The sequence below is a fragment of the Streptomyces sp. NPDC092952 genome, from assembly GCF_044754785.1.
Taxonomy (GTDB): domain Bacteria; phylum Actinomycetota; class Actinomycetes; order Streptomycetales; family Streptomycetaceae; genus Streptomyces.
On sequence record NZ_JBIVPT010000008.1, the window covers coordinates 178,400 to 191,040 of the forward strand.

A 12,641-nucleotide genomic window follows, 5' to 3' on the forward strand; every position below is an offset into this window, starting at 1 on the left:
ACGGCCCACTCACCCGGGGCCCGGATCAGCGGGCGGGCTCCAGGACGACGACCTCCGCCGCGTCGAACCCGACGCCGACCGCCGCCCCCTCCTCGGGGGCGTCCCGGGGCGCGCACTCCGCCTCCAGCTCCGGACCGGTCGGCGGGGTCAGCCGCACCATGACCCGGCTGCCGCGGAACGTCCGTCCCCCGGCCACGCAGCGCAGCCCCTGTTCCGGGGAGCCGATCCGTACCCCGTTCGGCCGTACCAGCACCTCGCACTCCCCCTGCGGCGAGCCCTCCGGCACCGGCACCTTGCCCCACACCGTGTCGGCGAGCCCACCGGTCACCGTCGCCGCCACCACGTTGTCGAAGCCGAGGAATCCGGCCACGAAGGCGGAGGCGGGCCGGCGCCACACCTCCAGCGCGGTGCCCACCTGGGCGATCCGGCCCTCGCGCATCACCACCGTCCGGTCGGCCAGCGCGAACGCCTCGCCCTGGTCGTGCGTGACGGCGAGCACGGTCGTGCCCAGCTTCCGGAAGAGCGCCCGCAGTTCGACGACGAGCCGTTCGCGCAGCCCCCGGTCGAGCTGGCCCAGCGGCTCGTCCAGCATCAGCAGCTTGGGGCTGGGGGCGAGGGCCCGGGCGAGGGCGACGCGCTGCTGCTCGCCGCCGGAGAGCGTGGCGACGGCGCGCCGCTCGGCCCCGGGCAGGCCCACCAGGTCGAGGAGTTCGCCGACCCGGCGTTCCTGGTCGCGGCGGGAGGCGCCGCGCATCCGCAGCCCGAAGGCGACGTTGGCACCGACGTCCCGGTGCGGGAAGAGCTGATGGTCCTGGAACATCAGGCCGAGGCCCCGCCGGTGCACCGGCACCCCCGACTGGTCCGTACCGTCCAGCAGCACCCGGCCGCCCTCCAGGTGCTGGAGCCCGGCGACCACCCGCAGCAGAGTGGACTTGCCGCTTCCGCTCGGTCCCAGCACGGTGACGATCTCGTGCTCGGCGACCGCCAGGTCCACCGCGTCGAGCGCCGCCCGCCCGCCGAAGCGGACGGTGGCCGATTCCAGTGTCAGCATCTCCAGAACTCCCCGGACATCTCTAGAACTCCCCGGTCCGGTCCGTGCGGACCCGTTCGAGCAGCAGCAGTGAGACGGCGCAGACCACCATCAATATGGTGCTGAGCGCCATCGCCTGGCCGTAGTTCAGCTCCCCGGCCCGCCCCAGCAGCCGGGCCACGGCGACCGGCAGCGTCGGACGGTCGGGCCGTGCGATGAACACCGTCGCGCCGAACTCGCCGAGCGAGACGGCGAAGGCGAAACCGGCCGCGACCAGCAGCGCCCGCCGTACCAGCGGCAGATCGACCTCCCGCCAGGCCCGCAGCGGCGAGGCCCCGAGCACCGCCGCCGCCTCCCGCAGCCGCCCGTCCACCGCGCGCAGCACCGGCAGCATGGTCCGTACGACGAAGGGCACCCCGACCAGCGCCTGGGCGAGCGGCACCAGGATCCAGGAGGTCCGCAGGTCCAGCGGCGGCTTGTCCAGAGTGATCAGGAAACCGAAGCCGACGGTGACCGCGGAGACCCCGAGCGGCAGCATCAGCAGCGCGTCGAAACCGCGCGCCAACCGGCCCGCCCGCCGGGTCAGCGCCGCAGCGGCGAGCCCGCCGATCACCACCGCGATGACCGTGGCGACCAGGGCGTACTGGAGGGAGTTGGCGACCGCTTCGAGCGGCGCGACCAGGAACGTACCGCCGCTCGCGTCCGCCGATCCCAGCGCCCGGTAGTAGTCGAGCCCATGGCCGTCCCCGGTGTTCACGGAGCGCTCCACGAGCACCCCGAGGGGCAGCAGGATCAGCAGCAGTACGGTCAGCAGCACCCCGCCCAGCAGCGCCCACTGCCCGGCACCGCGCGGCCTGCGCGCCGTGCGCGCCGGGTCGACCAGGCGCAGAGCGGTCTCCCTGCGCCGTACGGTCCAGGCGTGCACGGCGAGGATCGCACCGACCGCGGCGAACTGCACCAGGGTCAGCACGGCGGCGGTCGTCAGGGCGAGGAGCTGCGCGGTCTGCCGGTAGATCTCCACCTCCAGGGTGGCGAAGCCGGGACCGCCGAGGATCTGCACGACCCCGAAGGAGGTGAAGGTGAAGAGGAAGACCATCAGCGCGGCGGCGGCCACCGCGGGGGCCAGCGCGGGCAGGGTGACCCGGCGCCAGGCGGCGAACCGTCCGGCGCCCAGCACCCTGGCCGCCTCCTCCTGCCGGGGGTCGAGCTGGGCCCACAGCCCGCCGACCGTGCGGACGACCACCGCGTAGTTGAAGAAGACATGGGCGAGCAGGATCGCCCAGACGGTCGTGTCGAGCCGTACGCCCCAGAGTTCGTCGAGGAATCCGCCGCGTCCGAGCAGGGCCAGGAAGGCGGTCCCGACGACGACGGTCGGCAGCACGAACGGCACCGTGACGACCGCCCGCAGCAGTTGCTTGCCGGGGAAGTCGAAGCGGGCGAAGACATAGGCGCCGGGCAGCGCGATCAACAGGGTCAGGGCGGTCGAGGCGAGCGCCTGCCAGCAGGTGAACCAGAGCACCTCGCGGATCTCCGGCCGGCCCAGCACCTCGCCGATCCGCCCGAACTGCCAGACGCCGTCCGCCTTCAGCCCCCGGCCGACGATCGCGGCGACCGGGTAGGCGAAGAACAGCGCGAAGAACGCGACGGGCACGGCCATCAGGCCGAACCGCGTCGCGCCCCGCCGCAGGGCCGGACCGCGGGCCGGGCGCGCGGCCCCGCCGCCCGGTCCCGGCCCGCGTCCCGCGGCCCTCGTTACTTCACGACGAGCGAGGACCACGACTGGACCCACTGCTCACGGTTCTTGGCGATCAGTTCCGGGGCGACGGTCTTCGGCCGGTCCACCGTGGCACCGAACTTCGTGAACAGCTCCGGCAGCTTCGCCTCCTCGGAGACCGGGTTCACGAACATGTTGAGCGGCATGTCCTCCTGGAACTTCTTGCTGATCAGGAAGTCCAGCAGGGCCTTGCCGCCCTTCTCGTTCGACGCCCCGTCCAGCAGCCCGGCGAACTCGATCTGCCGGAAGCAGGCCCCGGTGACCACCCCGGTCGGCGCCTGGGCCGGCTGCGGCTTCGCGTACAGCACCTCGACGGGCGGGCTGGAGGCGTACGAGACGACGAGCGGCCGGTCGGCCTTGGCCTTCTTGCCGCCCGCCGAACCGGAGAACTCCTCGTTGTACGCCTGCTCCCAGCCGTCGACGACCTTGACGCCGTTGGCCTTGAGCTTCTTCCAGTAGTCCTGGTAGCCGTCCTCGCCGTAGGCCGCGACCGTGCCGAGGAGGAAGCCGAGGCCGGGCGACGAGGTAGCGGCGTTCTCGGTGACCAGCAGGTTCTTGTACGCGGGTTTCGCCAGGTCGTCGAAGCCGGCCGGCGGTGCGAGCTTCCTGTCGGCGAAGTACTTCTTGTCGTAGTTGACGCAGATGTCGCCGGTGTCGACCGGGGTGACCCGGTGCTCGGCGTCAAGCACCGTGTCCTTCGCGACCCGGTCGAGGCCCTTGGCCTCGTACGGGGTGAAGAGCCCGCTGTCGAGGGCGCGGGAGAGCAGGGTGTTGTCGACGCCGAAGAACACGTCGCCCCGGGGCGAGCCCTTGGTCAGGATCTCCTGGTTGAGCGCGACGCCCGCGTCGCCGCTCTTCAGCACCTTGACGGTGTAGCCGGTCTCCTTGGTGAACTCCGCCAGGACCTCCTTGGAGGCGTTGAAGGAGTCGTGGCTGACCAGCGTCACGGTCTTGGAGCCGGAGCCCTTGGTGCCGCCGGAGCCGGCGGCCGTGTCGTCGGAGCCTCCGCATCCGGCGAGTGCGGTGACGCCGACCGCGGCGGCGAGGGCCGAGACCGCGAGCCGACCGGTCCTGCGTGTGGTGCTCATTGTGGATTCCTCCTGGGTTTTGGCCAGGAAGAGACGCGGCCCCACCCGCGGAAAGCGGGCAGGGCGCAACAGCATGAGTTGATGACCGAACTTCCTACCCGGAATGACCCGGGCGAGGTTCAGAGGGTCTGCGGCCGACCTGTCCTCGGTGCCGCACTCTCAGCGCTGTGGCGCTCCCCTGTCGGAATATGAAGTTGATTTCGGGCCCAGATTACACGGGCCCCGGCGACCGCCCCGGGGTGTGTCCGTTCCGGCCGTCCTCCGCCGGACCGGACACACCCCGGCGCGCTCAGCGCTCGGACGCCGCCAGCTGCCCGCAGGCCCCGTCGATCTCCTGGCCCCGGGTGTCCCGTACGGTCACCGGCACGCCGTGGGCCGCGATCGCCTCGACGAAGGCCCGCTCGTCCTCGGGCCGCGAGGCGGTCCACTTGGAGCCGGGCGTGGGGTTCAGCGGGATCAGGTTGACGTGTACGCGCTTGCCCTTGAGCAGCCGGCCCAGCCGGTCGCCGCGCCACGCCTGGTCGTTGATGTCCCGGATGAGCGCGTACTCGATGGAGATGCGGCGGCCGGACTTCTCCGCGTACTCCCACGCGGCGTCCAGCACCTCGGCCACCTTCCAGCGGGTGTTCACCGGCACGAGGGTGTCGCGCAGCTCGTCGTCCGGCGCGTGCAGCGACACGGCGAGCCGGCACTTGAAGCCCTCGTCGGCGAACCGGAGCATCGCCGGCACCAGGCCCACGGTGGAGACCGTGATCCCCCGCTGCGAGAGCCCCAGTCCGTCCGGCTCCGGGTCGGTCAGCCGGCGGATCGCGCCGACCACCCGGTTGTAGTTGGCGAGCGGCTCGCCCATGCCCATGAAGACGATGTTGGAGAGCCTGGCCGGACCGCCGGGGACCTCCCCGTCCCGCAGCGCCCGCATGCCGTCGACGATCTGGTGGACGATCTCGGCGGTGGACAGATTGCGGTCGAGCCCGGCCTGCCCGGTCGCGCAGAACGGGCAGTTCATCCCGCAGCCCGCCTGCGAGGAGATGCACATCGTCACCCGCTCGGGGTAGCGCATCAGGACGGACTCCACGAGCGTCCCGTCATGGAGCTTCCAGAGCGTCTTGCGGGTGGTGTCGTCGTCGCAGCTGATGTGGCGGACCACCGACATCAGGTCGGGGAACATCGCCTCGGCGAGCTTCTCCCGCGAACCGGCGGGGATGTTGGTCCACCCGGCGGGGTCGTGCGTGTACCGCGCGAAGTAGTGCTGCGAGAGCTGCTGGGCGCGGAACGGCTTCTCGCCGATCGCGGCGACGGCCTCCCTGCGCTCGGCGGGCGTGAGGTCGGCGAGGTGCCGCGGCGGCTTCTTGGCTCCGCGGGGCGCGACGAAAGTGAGTTCTCCGGGCTTAGGCATGGTTCTTCCAGTGTCGCAGACAGAACGGTGAGGGCCCGCCGTCCTGTGGACAGCGGGCCCTCACCGGTGAAATAGCAGGTCAGCGGGGTGCTGATCAGGCGGAGCCGACGAACAGCACCAGCAGCAGCCAGACCACCGGCGCGGTCGGCAGCAGCGAGTCCAGCCGGTCCATGATGCCGCCGTGCCCCGGCAGCAGCGTGCCCATGTCCTTGATCCCGAGATCCCGCTTGATCATCGACTCGCCCAGGTCGCCCAGGGTGGCGCTGGCCGCGACCGCGAGCCCAAGCAGGAGCCCCTGCCACCAGGACCCGCCGTCGATCAGGAACTGCATGCACAGCGCCCCGGCGACCATCGCGAAGGCGACGGCTCCGAACAGGCCCTCCCGGGTCTTTCCGGGGCTGATGCGCGGCGCGAGCTTGTTCTTCCCGAACCGCCAGCCGACGGCGTACGCGCCGGTGTCGCTGACCACGGTCAGCAGCAGGAAGGTGAGCACCCGCTGCGGCCCGTCGTCGGCGGTCAGGAGCATGGCAACGAAGGTGGCGAGGAACGGTACGTAGAACGCGGCGAAGACACCGGCCGTGACGTCCCTGAGGTAGTCCTCGGGCGGCTGGGCCATCCGCCAGACCAGCACCGCCAGCGCGGTCAGCGCCATCGCCACCCAGGCGCCTTCGGCGCCCTTCACGTAACCGGCCACCACCATCGCCGCGCCGCCCACCGCGAGCGGGATCAGCGGCGCCCGGATGCCCTTGCGCTCCTGGAGCCGGGAGGTCAGCTCCCACAGCCCCACCACGACGGCGAGGACGATGACGGCGACGAAGACGGCCTTCACGATGAAGAGCGAGGCGACGATGACGGCGCCGAGCCCCACACCGACCCCTATGGCGGCTCGCAGATCACGGCCCGCACGCTTCTTCTGCGGGGACGGCGGCGCGGTGGACATGGGCTCCTGCGGGATCTCGTCACGGAACAGGGGGCCGCCGCTCAGGCGTCCGGCCCCCCGGTCCCGGTCATCACGGTCGTCGGCGTCTCTGCCTGCACCGGGAACGTCCGGCACACGCACATCGTAAGCAGGACCCACCGGAGCGGCCCGCATCTCGGGCGCGCCCCAGTGGCCGGCCGCCTGCGGGACGCCCCGGGAAGAGTCGTTCATCAGACTTCGAGCAGCTCGGCTTCCTTGTGCTTGAGCAGCTCGTCGACCTGCGCGACGTACTTCGCGGTGGTGTCGTCGAGCTCCTTCTCGGCGCGACGGACCTCGTCCTCGCCCGACTCCTTGTCCTTGACCAGCTTGTCCAGGTTCTCCTTGGCCTTGCGGCGCACCGCGCGGATGGAGATCTTGGAGTCCTCGGCCTTGCCCTTGGCGACCTTGATGTAGTCGCGGCGGCGCTCCTCGGTGAGCTCCGGGAAGGTCACTCGGATGATGTTGCCGTCGTTGCTCGGGTTGACGCCGAGGTCCGAGTCGCGGATGGCCTGCTCGATGTTGCGCAGCGCGCTCTTGTCGAACGGCGTCACGACGGCCATGCGCGGCTCGGGAACCGAGAACGAGGCCAGCTGGTTGATCGGGGTCAGCGCGCCGTAGTAGTCGGCGACGATCTTGTTGAACATCGCCGGGTGCGCGCGGCCGGTGCGGATCGCGGCGAAGTCCTCCTTCGCGACGACGACGGCCTTCTCCATCTTCTCCTCGGCCTCAAGGAGGATTTCTTCGATCACCACGTGCTCCTGCGTGTCTTGAGTGGGCCCGTCGTACTCGGGCCCGGCGGGTCCTGCGTCGCGTCCTCACCTGCACGGTGTCCGACCGGCAGGCCGTTGTCCATCCTCCGGACCGGTCCCGGCGGATTCCGGGGCGGCCGGGCCTCCCCGCCGTACGCCGGGGAGGCGCCCGGAATCATCCGAGCCGGGTGCTCCGGTCACTCACGAGCGTGCCGATCTTCTCACCCTTGACCGCGCGGGCGATATTGCCGGTGGCGGTGAGCTCGAAGACGAGGATCGGCAGGTCGTTGTCACGGCAGAGCGTGATGGCGGTGGCGTCGGCGACCTTGAGATCGCGGGCGAGAACCTCGCCGTACTCAAGTGCGTCGAACTTCACCGCGTCGGGGTTGCGCTTCGGGTCGGAGTCGTAGACCCCGTCCACCCCGTTCTTGCCCATCAGGAGTGCCTCTGCGTCGATCTCCAGGGCGCGCTGGGCGGCGGTGGTGTCGGTGGAGAAGTACGGCATTCCCATACCGGCGCCGAAGATGACGACGCGGCCCTTCTCCAGGTGGCGAACGGCGCGCAGCGGGATGTACGGCTCCGCGACCTGCCCCATGGTGATGGCGGTCTGGACGCGGGAGTCGATGCCCTCCTTCTCCAGGAAGTCCTGGAGGGCCAGGCAGTTCATGACCGTGCCGAGCATGCCCATGTAGTCGGAACGGGCCCGGTCCATACCGCGCTGCTGGAGCTCGGCACCGCGGAAGAAGTTGCCGCCGCCGATGACGACCGCGATTTCCGCGCCGTCACGGACGACCGCCGCGATTTCCCTGGCGATGGCGTGTACGACGTCGGGGTCGACGCCGAGGCCCCCGCCGCCGGCGAATGCCTCTCCGGACAGCTTCAGCATGAAGCGTCCGCCCGCCTTGCCGTCCTCGCGCTTGTGGTCGCCTGTGGCGGCGTCCGCGCCCTTGTTCATGGAGATTCTCCTCGTGCACATACGAAGAAGGCCATTGCCGGTGGGTCTGGTGTCCCTCAGCGGCAATGGCCTCCTCGTCAGATCTGCGGTCGTACGGCGTGAGTGCGGCCGACGACTGCACTAGACCCTATCGCGGGGTCCACCGTTGTTCGCGGACGGACTCAGATGCCGACCTTGATGCGCGTGAAGCGCTTCAGGGTGACACCGGCCTCGTCCAGGACCTTCTGAACGGACTTCTTGTTGTCCAGCGCGTACGGCTGGCCCAGGAGGGTGGCCTCCTTGAAGAAGCCGTTGACGCGACCCTCGACGATCTTCGGGAGCGCGGCCTCCGGCTTGCCCTCGGCGCGGGTGGTCTCCTCGGCGACGCGGCGCTCGGCCTCGACGACCTCGGCCGGGACGTCCTCGCGGGACAGGTACTTCGGGGCGAACGCGGCGATGTGCTGCGCGATGCCCTTGGCCAGCTCGGCGTCGGCCTTGTCCAGCTCGACCAGGACACCGATCTGCGGCGGCAGGTCGGGCATGGTGCGGTGCATGTACGCGGAGACGTACGCACCGGTGAACTGCGCGAAGCGGTCCAGGACGATCTTCTCGCCGAGGTTGGCGTTGGCCTCGTCGACGTACGCCTGGACGGTCTTGCCGGCCTCGATCTCGGAGGCGAGCAGCGCCTCCAGGTCGGCCGGGGAGGTGGCGGCGACGTGCGCGGCGAGGGTGTTCGCGACGCTCTGGAACTTCTCGCCCTTGGCGACGAAGTCCGTCTCGCACTTGAGCTCCAGCAGAACGCCGGACGTCTGGTCCTCGGAGATGAGGGAGACGACGGCGCCGTTCTCGGCAGAACGGCCCTCGCGCTTGGCGACGCCCTTCTGGCCCTTGATACGGAGCGCCTCGACGGCCTTGTCGACGTTGCCCTCGGCCTCGTCGAGCGCCTTCTTGCAGTCCATCATGCCGGCGCCGGTCAGCTCGCGGAGCTTCTTGACGTCAGCGGCGGTGTAGTTCGCCATGAGTCTGTGTTTCTCTCTCGAAGTCTGAAAGATCTACGGGTGGACGGCGGGGGCGGTGCTTGTGGCACCCGCCCCCGCCGTCCGCAGCCGTGACGGGTGTCAGGCCTGCTCGGCGTCCGCGGCCGGGGCCTCGGCCTCAGCAGCCGGGGCCTCGGTCTTCTCAGCCTCGGCGGCCTTCTCGGTCTCGGCGGAGGACTGCACCTCGGCGTCGGCCTTCTTGTCGCCCTCGAGCAGGTCGCGCTCCCACTCGGCGAGCGGCTCGCCGGCGGCCTTCTCGCCCGGCTTCGAGTCACCGGTGGCGGCACCGGAACGGGCGATGAGGCCCTCGGCGACGGCGTCGGCGATCACGCGGGTGAGCAGGGTGACGGAGCGGATCGCGTCGTCGTTGCCCGGAATCTTGTAGTCGACCTCGTCGGGGTCGCAGTTGGTGTCGAGGATCGCGACGACCGGGATGTGGAGCTTGCGCGCCTCACCGACGGCGATGTGCTCCTTCTTGGTGTCGACGATCCAGACGGCGCTCGGCACCTTCTGCATCTCGCGGATACCACCGAGGGTCTTCTCCAGCTTGGCCTTCTCGCGGGAGAGAACCAGGAGCTCCTTCTTGGTGAGGCCGGAGGCGGCCACGTCCTCGAAGTCGATGAGCTCAAGCTCCTTCAGACGCTGAAGGCGCTTGTAGACGGTGGAGAAGTTGGTGAGCATGCCACCCAGCCAGCGCTGGTTGACGTACGGCATGCCGACGCGGGTCGCCTGCTCGGCGATGGCCTCCTGGGCCTGCTTCTTGGTACCCACGAACATGATGGAGCCGCCGTGGGCGACGGTCTCCTTGACGAACTCGTAGGCGCGGTCGATGTACGACAGCGACTGGAGCAGGTCGATGATGTAGATGCCGTTGCGCTCGGTGAAGATGAAGCGCTTCATCTTCGGGTTCCAGCGACGGGTCTGGTGACCGAAGTGGACGCCGCTCTCCAGCAGCTCCCGCATCGTGACGACGGCCATGGCCGTACTCCTTGAGGTGCTCGGTTGTCGCGACCGCAGGATTGCTGTCGCGCCTGACGCCCCGACGCGCCGTGCCACGAAGGACCGAGGAGCGCGGCCACCATCCGCGAAGAGGGAGGTGGCGGGGCGTGCGAAGTCGACCCGGTGGCCCGGGTCGCCGTAAGAAGTGTACGGGACGGTCCGGGTGCCGGGTGACGGCGCTGTCCACAATGGGTCCGTCGTCCACAGTTCCAGGTCAAGATCCCCGCGGATCGGCGGACTGCGGGACGGTTCCGCCATGCGATGCACGACTGATCCGAAGGCCCCGGGGGCCCCGCCCGTACCGGATGCCCCGTCCGCACCGGCCGCTGCCCTTCCCCGGTCCTGGCCCGGGCGGAGACGGGTGCGCGGGGTGCTGGCGGCCGCGGTGGCGGGGCTGCTCGCTGCGGTGTGCGGCCCGTCGGCCGCGACGGCCGGCGCCCCGCCGGGCGCACCGGATTCCGTGGGCTCCCCGGCCCCGCAGCCAGGGCCGGCCCCCTCCCCGGGCACGGGGGCCGACGGGGCGCGGAGCTGGCCGCTGGCCGGACGACCCGCGGTCGTACGGGGCTGGGAGCCCCCGGCCGGCCCCTACGCGCGCGGCCATCGCGGTGTCGACCTCGCCGCCGGTCCGGGTGCGCGGGTACTCGCCGCGGCACCGGGAAAGGTGGCGTTCGCGGGGCGTGTGGCGGGGCGCGGGGTACTGGTGGTCGAGGTGTCCGGCAGTGGTGACCCGCCGCTGCGGACCACGTACGAGCCGGTGGGCGCGGTGGTTCCCGAGGGCGGCGAGGTGGTGGCGGGGCAGGAGGTGGCCGCCCTGGAGGCCGGGCCGTTCCACTGCGCCTCGGGCTGTCTGCACTGGGGGCTGCGGCGCGGCGACACCTACCTGGACCCGTTGTCACTGCTGCCGCCCCGGCTGCTGCGTCGAGGTCCGTCCCGGCTGCTCCCGGTGTTCGGTGTACCCGAACCCGGTCGGTAGGGAGAGCTCCGGTGGTGCCGCGTCAGTCCTGTGCGCCCCGTACGCCGTGGAGGATCATGGCGACGGCGGTGTCCGCGATCGCGGACGGCTCCTCGGCCGCGGCCAGTTCGATCCGCCGCACCGCGGCGTCCACCGAGCCCTGGAGCAGCATCGCCGCCAGCCTCGGCCGACTGTGGCCGAGCGCACCGAGCGCCTCGACGATCATGGCGATCAGCCCGCCGTGCGCGGCCCTGATCTTCTCCCGCGCCCCGGCGTCCAGCTCGCTCGCGGAGATGGCGACGACCGCCCGGTGGCGCCGGTCGCCGACCAGGTCTAGCTGGCGGCGCACATAGGCCTCGATCTTCTCCTCGGGCGTCGCGGCCTGCTCCATCGCGTGCTCGACCTCGGCCGCCCAGACCGGGAAGTCGACGGCGCAGAGCTCTTCGACGACGGCCGCACGGGAGCGGAAGTACTCGTACACCGAGGACCGGGCCAGGCCCGTGCGCTCGGCGAGGGCGGGGAAGGTCAGCGCCTCCGTGCCGCCCTCGGACAGCAGGGTGCGTGCGGCGTCCAGGAGGGCGCCGCGCTGCATCGTCCGGTGCTCGGCCACCGAGGCCGCTCGAATCCTGGGCACGTGTCCACTCTACGGCGAGGGTGTTCGGGAGGGAGCGTACGGCCCTGGTGCGTGGCCGAAGCCACGCTGCGCCGGATGCGGTTCAGCGCCCGGCGTCGGCCAGTTTCGCGCGCAGCTGCAGCACCGATTTGGTGTGGATCTGACTGACCCTGCTCTCGGTCACCCCGAGGACGTTGCCGATCTCGGCGAGGGTGAGGCCCTCGTAGTAGTAGAGCGTCACGACTGTCTTCTCGCGCTCCGGGAGCGTGTTGATGGCCCGTGCGAGCAGCCGTCTGAGCTCACGGTCCTCAGCCACCTCGACCGGGTCGTCGGCGGTGGTGTCCTCCAGCGTGTCCATGAGGCTGAGCCGGTCGCCGCCCTCGCCGCCGACGTGCAGCAGCTCCTCCAGGGCGACGACGTTGGCCAGCGACAACTGGCTGAAAACAGCGTGCAGTTCCTCCAGGGCGATCCCCATCTCGGCGGCCACCTCGGACTCGGAGGGGGTGCGCCGCAGCTGTGCCTCCAGCGTGGCGTAGGCACGCTCCACCGCCCGCGCCTTCTGCCGCACCGAGCGCGGGATCCAGTCCAGCGCCCGCAGTTCGTCGATCATCGCGCCGCGGATGCGGGTGATGGCGTACGTCTCGAACTTGATCGCGCGCTCGATGTCGAACTTCTCGATCGCGTCGATCAGGCCGAAGACCCCCGAGGAGACGAAGTCCGCCTGCTCGACGTTGGACGGCAGGCCCACGCTCACCCGGCCCGCGACGTACTTCACCAGCGGCGAGTAGTGCAGGATCAACTGCTCCCGCAGCCGCTCGTCGCCGGTGGACTTGTACGAACGCCACAGCTCGTCGAGCGAGGAGGGCGCAGGGGGGCGCACAGTGCCACGCGCAGCCGGTGGTACTGCCGCGCGGTCAGACCCGGAGGTGTGCTGGGGCATGTGGTGCCTTGAGCCGTTCTGCTGTGGGTGCTGGGACGTATGTCTGAGTCGGGGTCCTCGTGAGCGTAGCGTGACCGTGAGGTAGCGGTCCGCGCAGGATAAGGGATCAGCGGTCCGCGAATCCGGCCGATCCGACATGAATGGGATCCGGGGCCGTCGCGGCGCGCGTCG

The 12,641-nt window shown here is 70.8% G+C and carries 12 protein-coding genes and 1 riboswitch; of the genes, 1 reads left to right on the forward strand and 11 read right to left on the reverse strand.

Annotation, left to right across the window (positions count from 1 at the left end; all coding sequences use genetic code 11):
• Nucleotides 1-25 precede the first annotated feature (25 nt).
• From ACIQGQ_RS21155 to rpsB, 9 genes are all read right to left on the reverse strand, one after another.
• Entirely contained in the window at nucleotides 26-1,051 is a 1,026-nt protein-coding gene (locus ACIQGQ_RS21155; RefSeq protein ID WP_402398114.1) for an ABC transporter ATP-binding protein, read from the reverse strand.
• 22 nt (nucleotides 1,052-1,073) lie between these two features.
• The gene (locus tag ACIQGQ_RS21160; RefSeq protein WP_402398116.1) at nucleotides 1,074-2,687 is read right to left on the reverse strand and encodes an ABC transporter permease; all 1,614 of its coding nucleotides are present in this window, start codon (nucleotides 2,685-2,687) and stop codon (nucleotides 1,074-1,076) included.
• A 95-nt stretch (nucleotides 2,688-2,782) separates the two neighbouring features.
• On the reverse strand, nucleotides 2,783-3,892 hold the full coding sequence (locus ACIQGQ_RS21165) for a thiamine ABC transporter substrate binding subunit (RefSeq protein WP_402398118.1): 1,110 nt from the start codon (nucleotides 3,890-3,892) through the stop codon (nucleotides 2,783-2,785).
• 73 nt (nucleotides 3,893-3,965) lie between these two features.
• A riboswitch (TPP riboswitch) is annotated at nucleotides 3,966-4,082 on the reverse strand.
• 99 nt (nucleotides 4,083-4,181) lie between these two features.
• Nucleotides 4,182-5,288: a 23S rRNA (adenine(2503)-C(2))-methyltransferase RlmN gene (gene rlmN, locus ACIQGQ_RS21170; protein WP_352276357.1), complete on the reverse strand. Its 1,107-nt coding sequence runs from the start codon at nucleotides 5,286-5,288 to the stop codon at nucleotides 4,182-4,184.
• A 94-nt stretch (nucleotides 5,289-5,382) separates the two neighbouring features.
• Nucleotides 5,383-6,438 (reverse strand): phosphatidate cytidylyltransferase, encoded by a 1,056-nt coding sequence (locus ACIQGQ_RS21175; protein WP_402398121.1) that lies wholly within the window; start codon nucleotides 6,436-6,438, stop codon nucleotides 5,383-5,385.
• Nucleotides 6,438-6,995, reverse strand: coding sequence for a ribosome recycling factor (frr, locus tag ACIQGQ_RS21180; RefSeq protein WP_352276476.1), 558 nt, complete (start codon nucleotides 6,993-6,995; stop codon nucleotides 6,438-6,440). Before frr ends, ACIQGQ_RS21175 begins: the two co-directional genes overlap by 1 nt.
• Before the next feature lie 175 nt (nucleotides 6,996-7,170).
• Nucleotides 7,171-7,950 carry a UMP kinase gene (pyrH, locus tag ACIQGQ_RS21185; protein WP_366296002.1) on the reverse strand — a complete coding sequence of 260 codons (780 nt, stop codon included), beginning with the start codon at nucleotides 7,948-7,950 and terminating at the stop codon, nucleotides 7,171-7,173.
• A gap of 161 nt (nucleotides 7,951-8,111) precedes the next feature.
• Nucleotides 8,112-8,948 (reverse strand): translation elongation factor Ts, encoded by an 837-nt coding sequence (tsf, locus tag ACIQGQ_RS21190; RefSeq protein ID WP_366296004.1) that lies wholly within the window; start codon nucleotides 8,946-8,948, stop codon nucleotides 8,112-8,114.
• A gap of 99 nt (nucleotides 8,949-9,047) precedes the next feature.
• Complete coding sequence (gene rpsB, locus ACIQGQ_RS21195; protein ID WP_402398124.1) at nucleotides 9,048-9,944, reverse strand: 30S ribosomal protein S2; 897 nt, start codon at nucleotides 9,942-9,944, stop codon at nucleotides 9,048-9,050.
• A 277-nt stretch (nucleotides 9,945-10,221) separates the two neighbouring features.
• On the opposite strand from rpsB, the gene ACIQGQ_RS21200 reads away from it, so the two are divergent.
• Complete coding sequence (locus ACIQGQ_RS21200) at nucleotides 10,222-10,938, forward strand: peptidoglycan DD-metalloendopeptidase family protein (RefSeq protein ID WP_402398126.1); 717 nt, start codon at nucleotides 10,222-10,224, stop codon at nucleotides 10,936-10,938.
• A 22-nt stretch (nucleotides 10,939-10,960) separates the two neighbouring features.
• Here ACIQGQ_RS21200 and ACIQGQ_RS21205 read toward each other — a convergent pair whose 3' ends face one another.
• Together ACIQGQ_RS21205 and whiG are read right to left on the reverse strand one after the other, a co-directional pair.
• Nucleotides 10,961-11,527 carry a helix-turn-helix domain-containing protein gene (locus tag ACIQGQ_RS21205; protein ID WP_366296145.1) on the reverse strand — a complete coding sequence of 189 codons (567 nt, stop codon included), beginning with the start codon at nucleotides 11,525-11,527 and terminating at the stop codon, nucleotides 10,961-10,963.
• A 106-nt stretch (nucleotides 11,528-11,633) separates the two neighbouring features.
• Nucleotides 11,634-12,470, reverse strand: a complete 837-nt coding sequence (gene whiG / locus ACIQGQ_RS21210) for an RNA polymerase sigma factor WhiG (RefSeq protein ID WP_402398128.1) — start codon at nucleotides 12,468-12,470, stop codon at nucleotides 11,634-11,636.
• Nucleotides 12,471-12,641 lie beyond the last annotated feature (171 nt).

Excerpts from the sequence above, each read along its gene's own strand:
- ACIQGQ_RS21155 (WP_402398114.1), bottom strand. The coding sequence starts at position 1,051 with ATGCTGACACTGGAATCGGCCACCGTCCGCTTCGGCGGGCGGGCGGCG.
- ACIQGQ_RS21160 (WP_402398116.1), bottom strand. The coding sequence starts at position 2,687 with ATGGCCGTGCCCGTCGCGTTCTTCGCGCTGTTCTTCGCCTACCCGGTC.
- ACIQGQ_RS21165 (WP_402398118.1), bottom strand. The coding sequence starts at position 3,892 with ATGAGCACCACACGCAGGACCGGTCGGCTCGCGGTCTCGGCCCTCGCC.
- rlmN (WP_352276357.1), bottom strand. The coding sequence starts at position 5,288 with ATGCCTAAGCCCGGAGAACTCACTTTCGTCGCGCCCCGCGGAGCCAAG.
- ACIQGQ_RS21175 (WP_402398121.1), bottom strand. The coding sequence starts at position 6,438 with ATGAACGACTCTTCCCGGGGCGTCCCGCAGGCGGCCGGCCACTGGGGC.
- pyrH (WP_366296002.1), bottom strand. The coding sequence starts at position 7,950 with ATGAACAAGGGCGCGGACGCCGCCACAGGCGACCACAAGCGCGAGGAC.
- tsf (WP_366296004.1), bottom strand. The coding sequence starts at position 8,948 with ATGGCGAACTACACCGCCGCTGACGTCAAGAAGCTCCGCGAGCTGACC.
- rpsB (WP_402398124.1), bottom strand. The coding sequence starts at position 9,944 with ATGGCCGTCGTCACGATGCGGGAGCTGCTGGAGAGCGGCGTCCACTTC.
- ACIQGQ_RS21200 (WP_402398126.1), top strand. The coding sequence starts at position 10,222 with ATGCGATGCACGACTGATCCGAAGGCCCCGGGGGCCCCGCCCGTACCG.
- whiG (WP_402398128.1), bottom strand. The coding sequence starts at position 12,470 with ATGCCCCAGCACACCTCCGGGTCTGACCGCGCGGCAGTACCACCGGCT.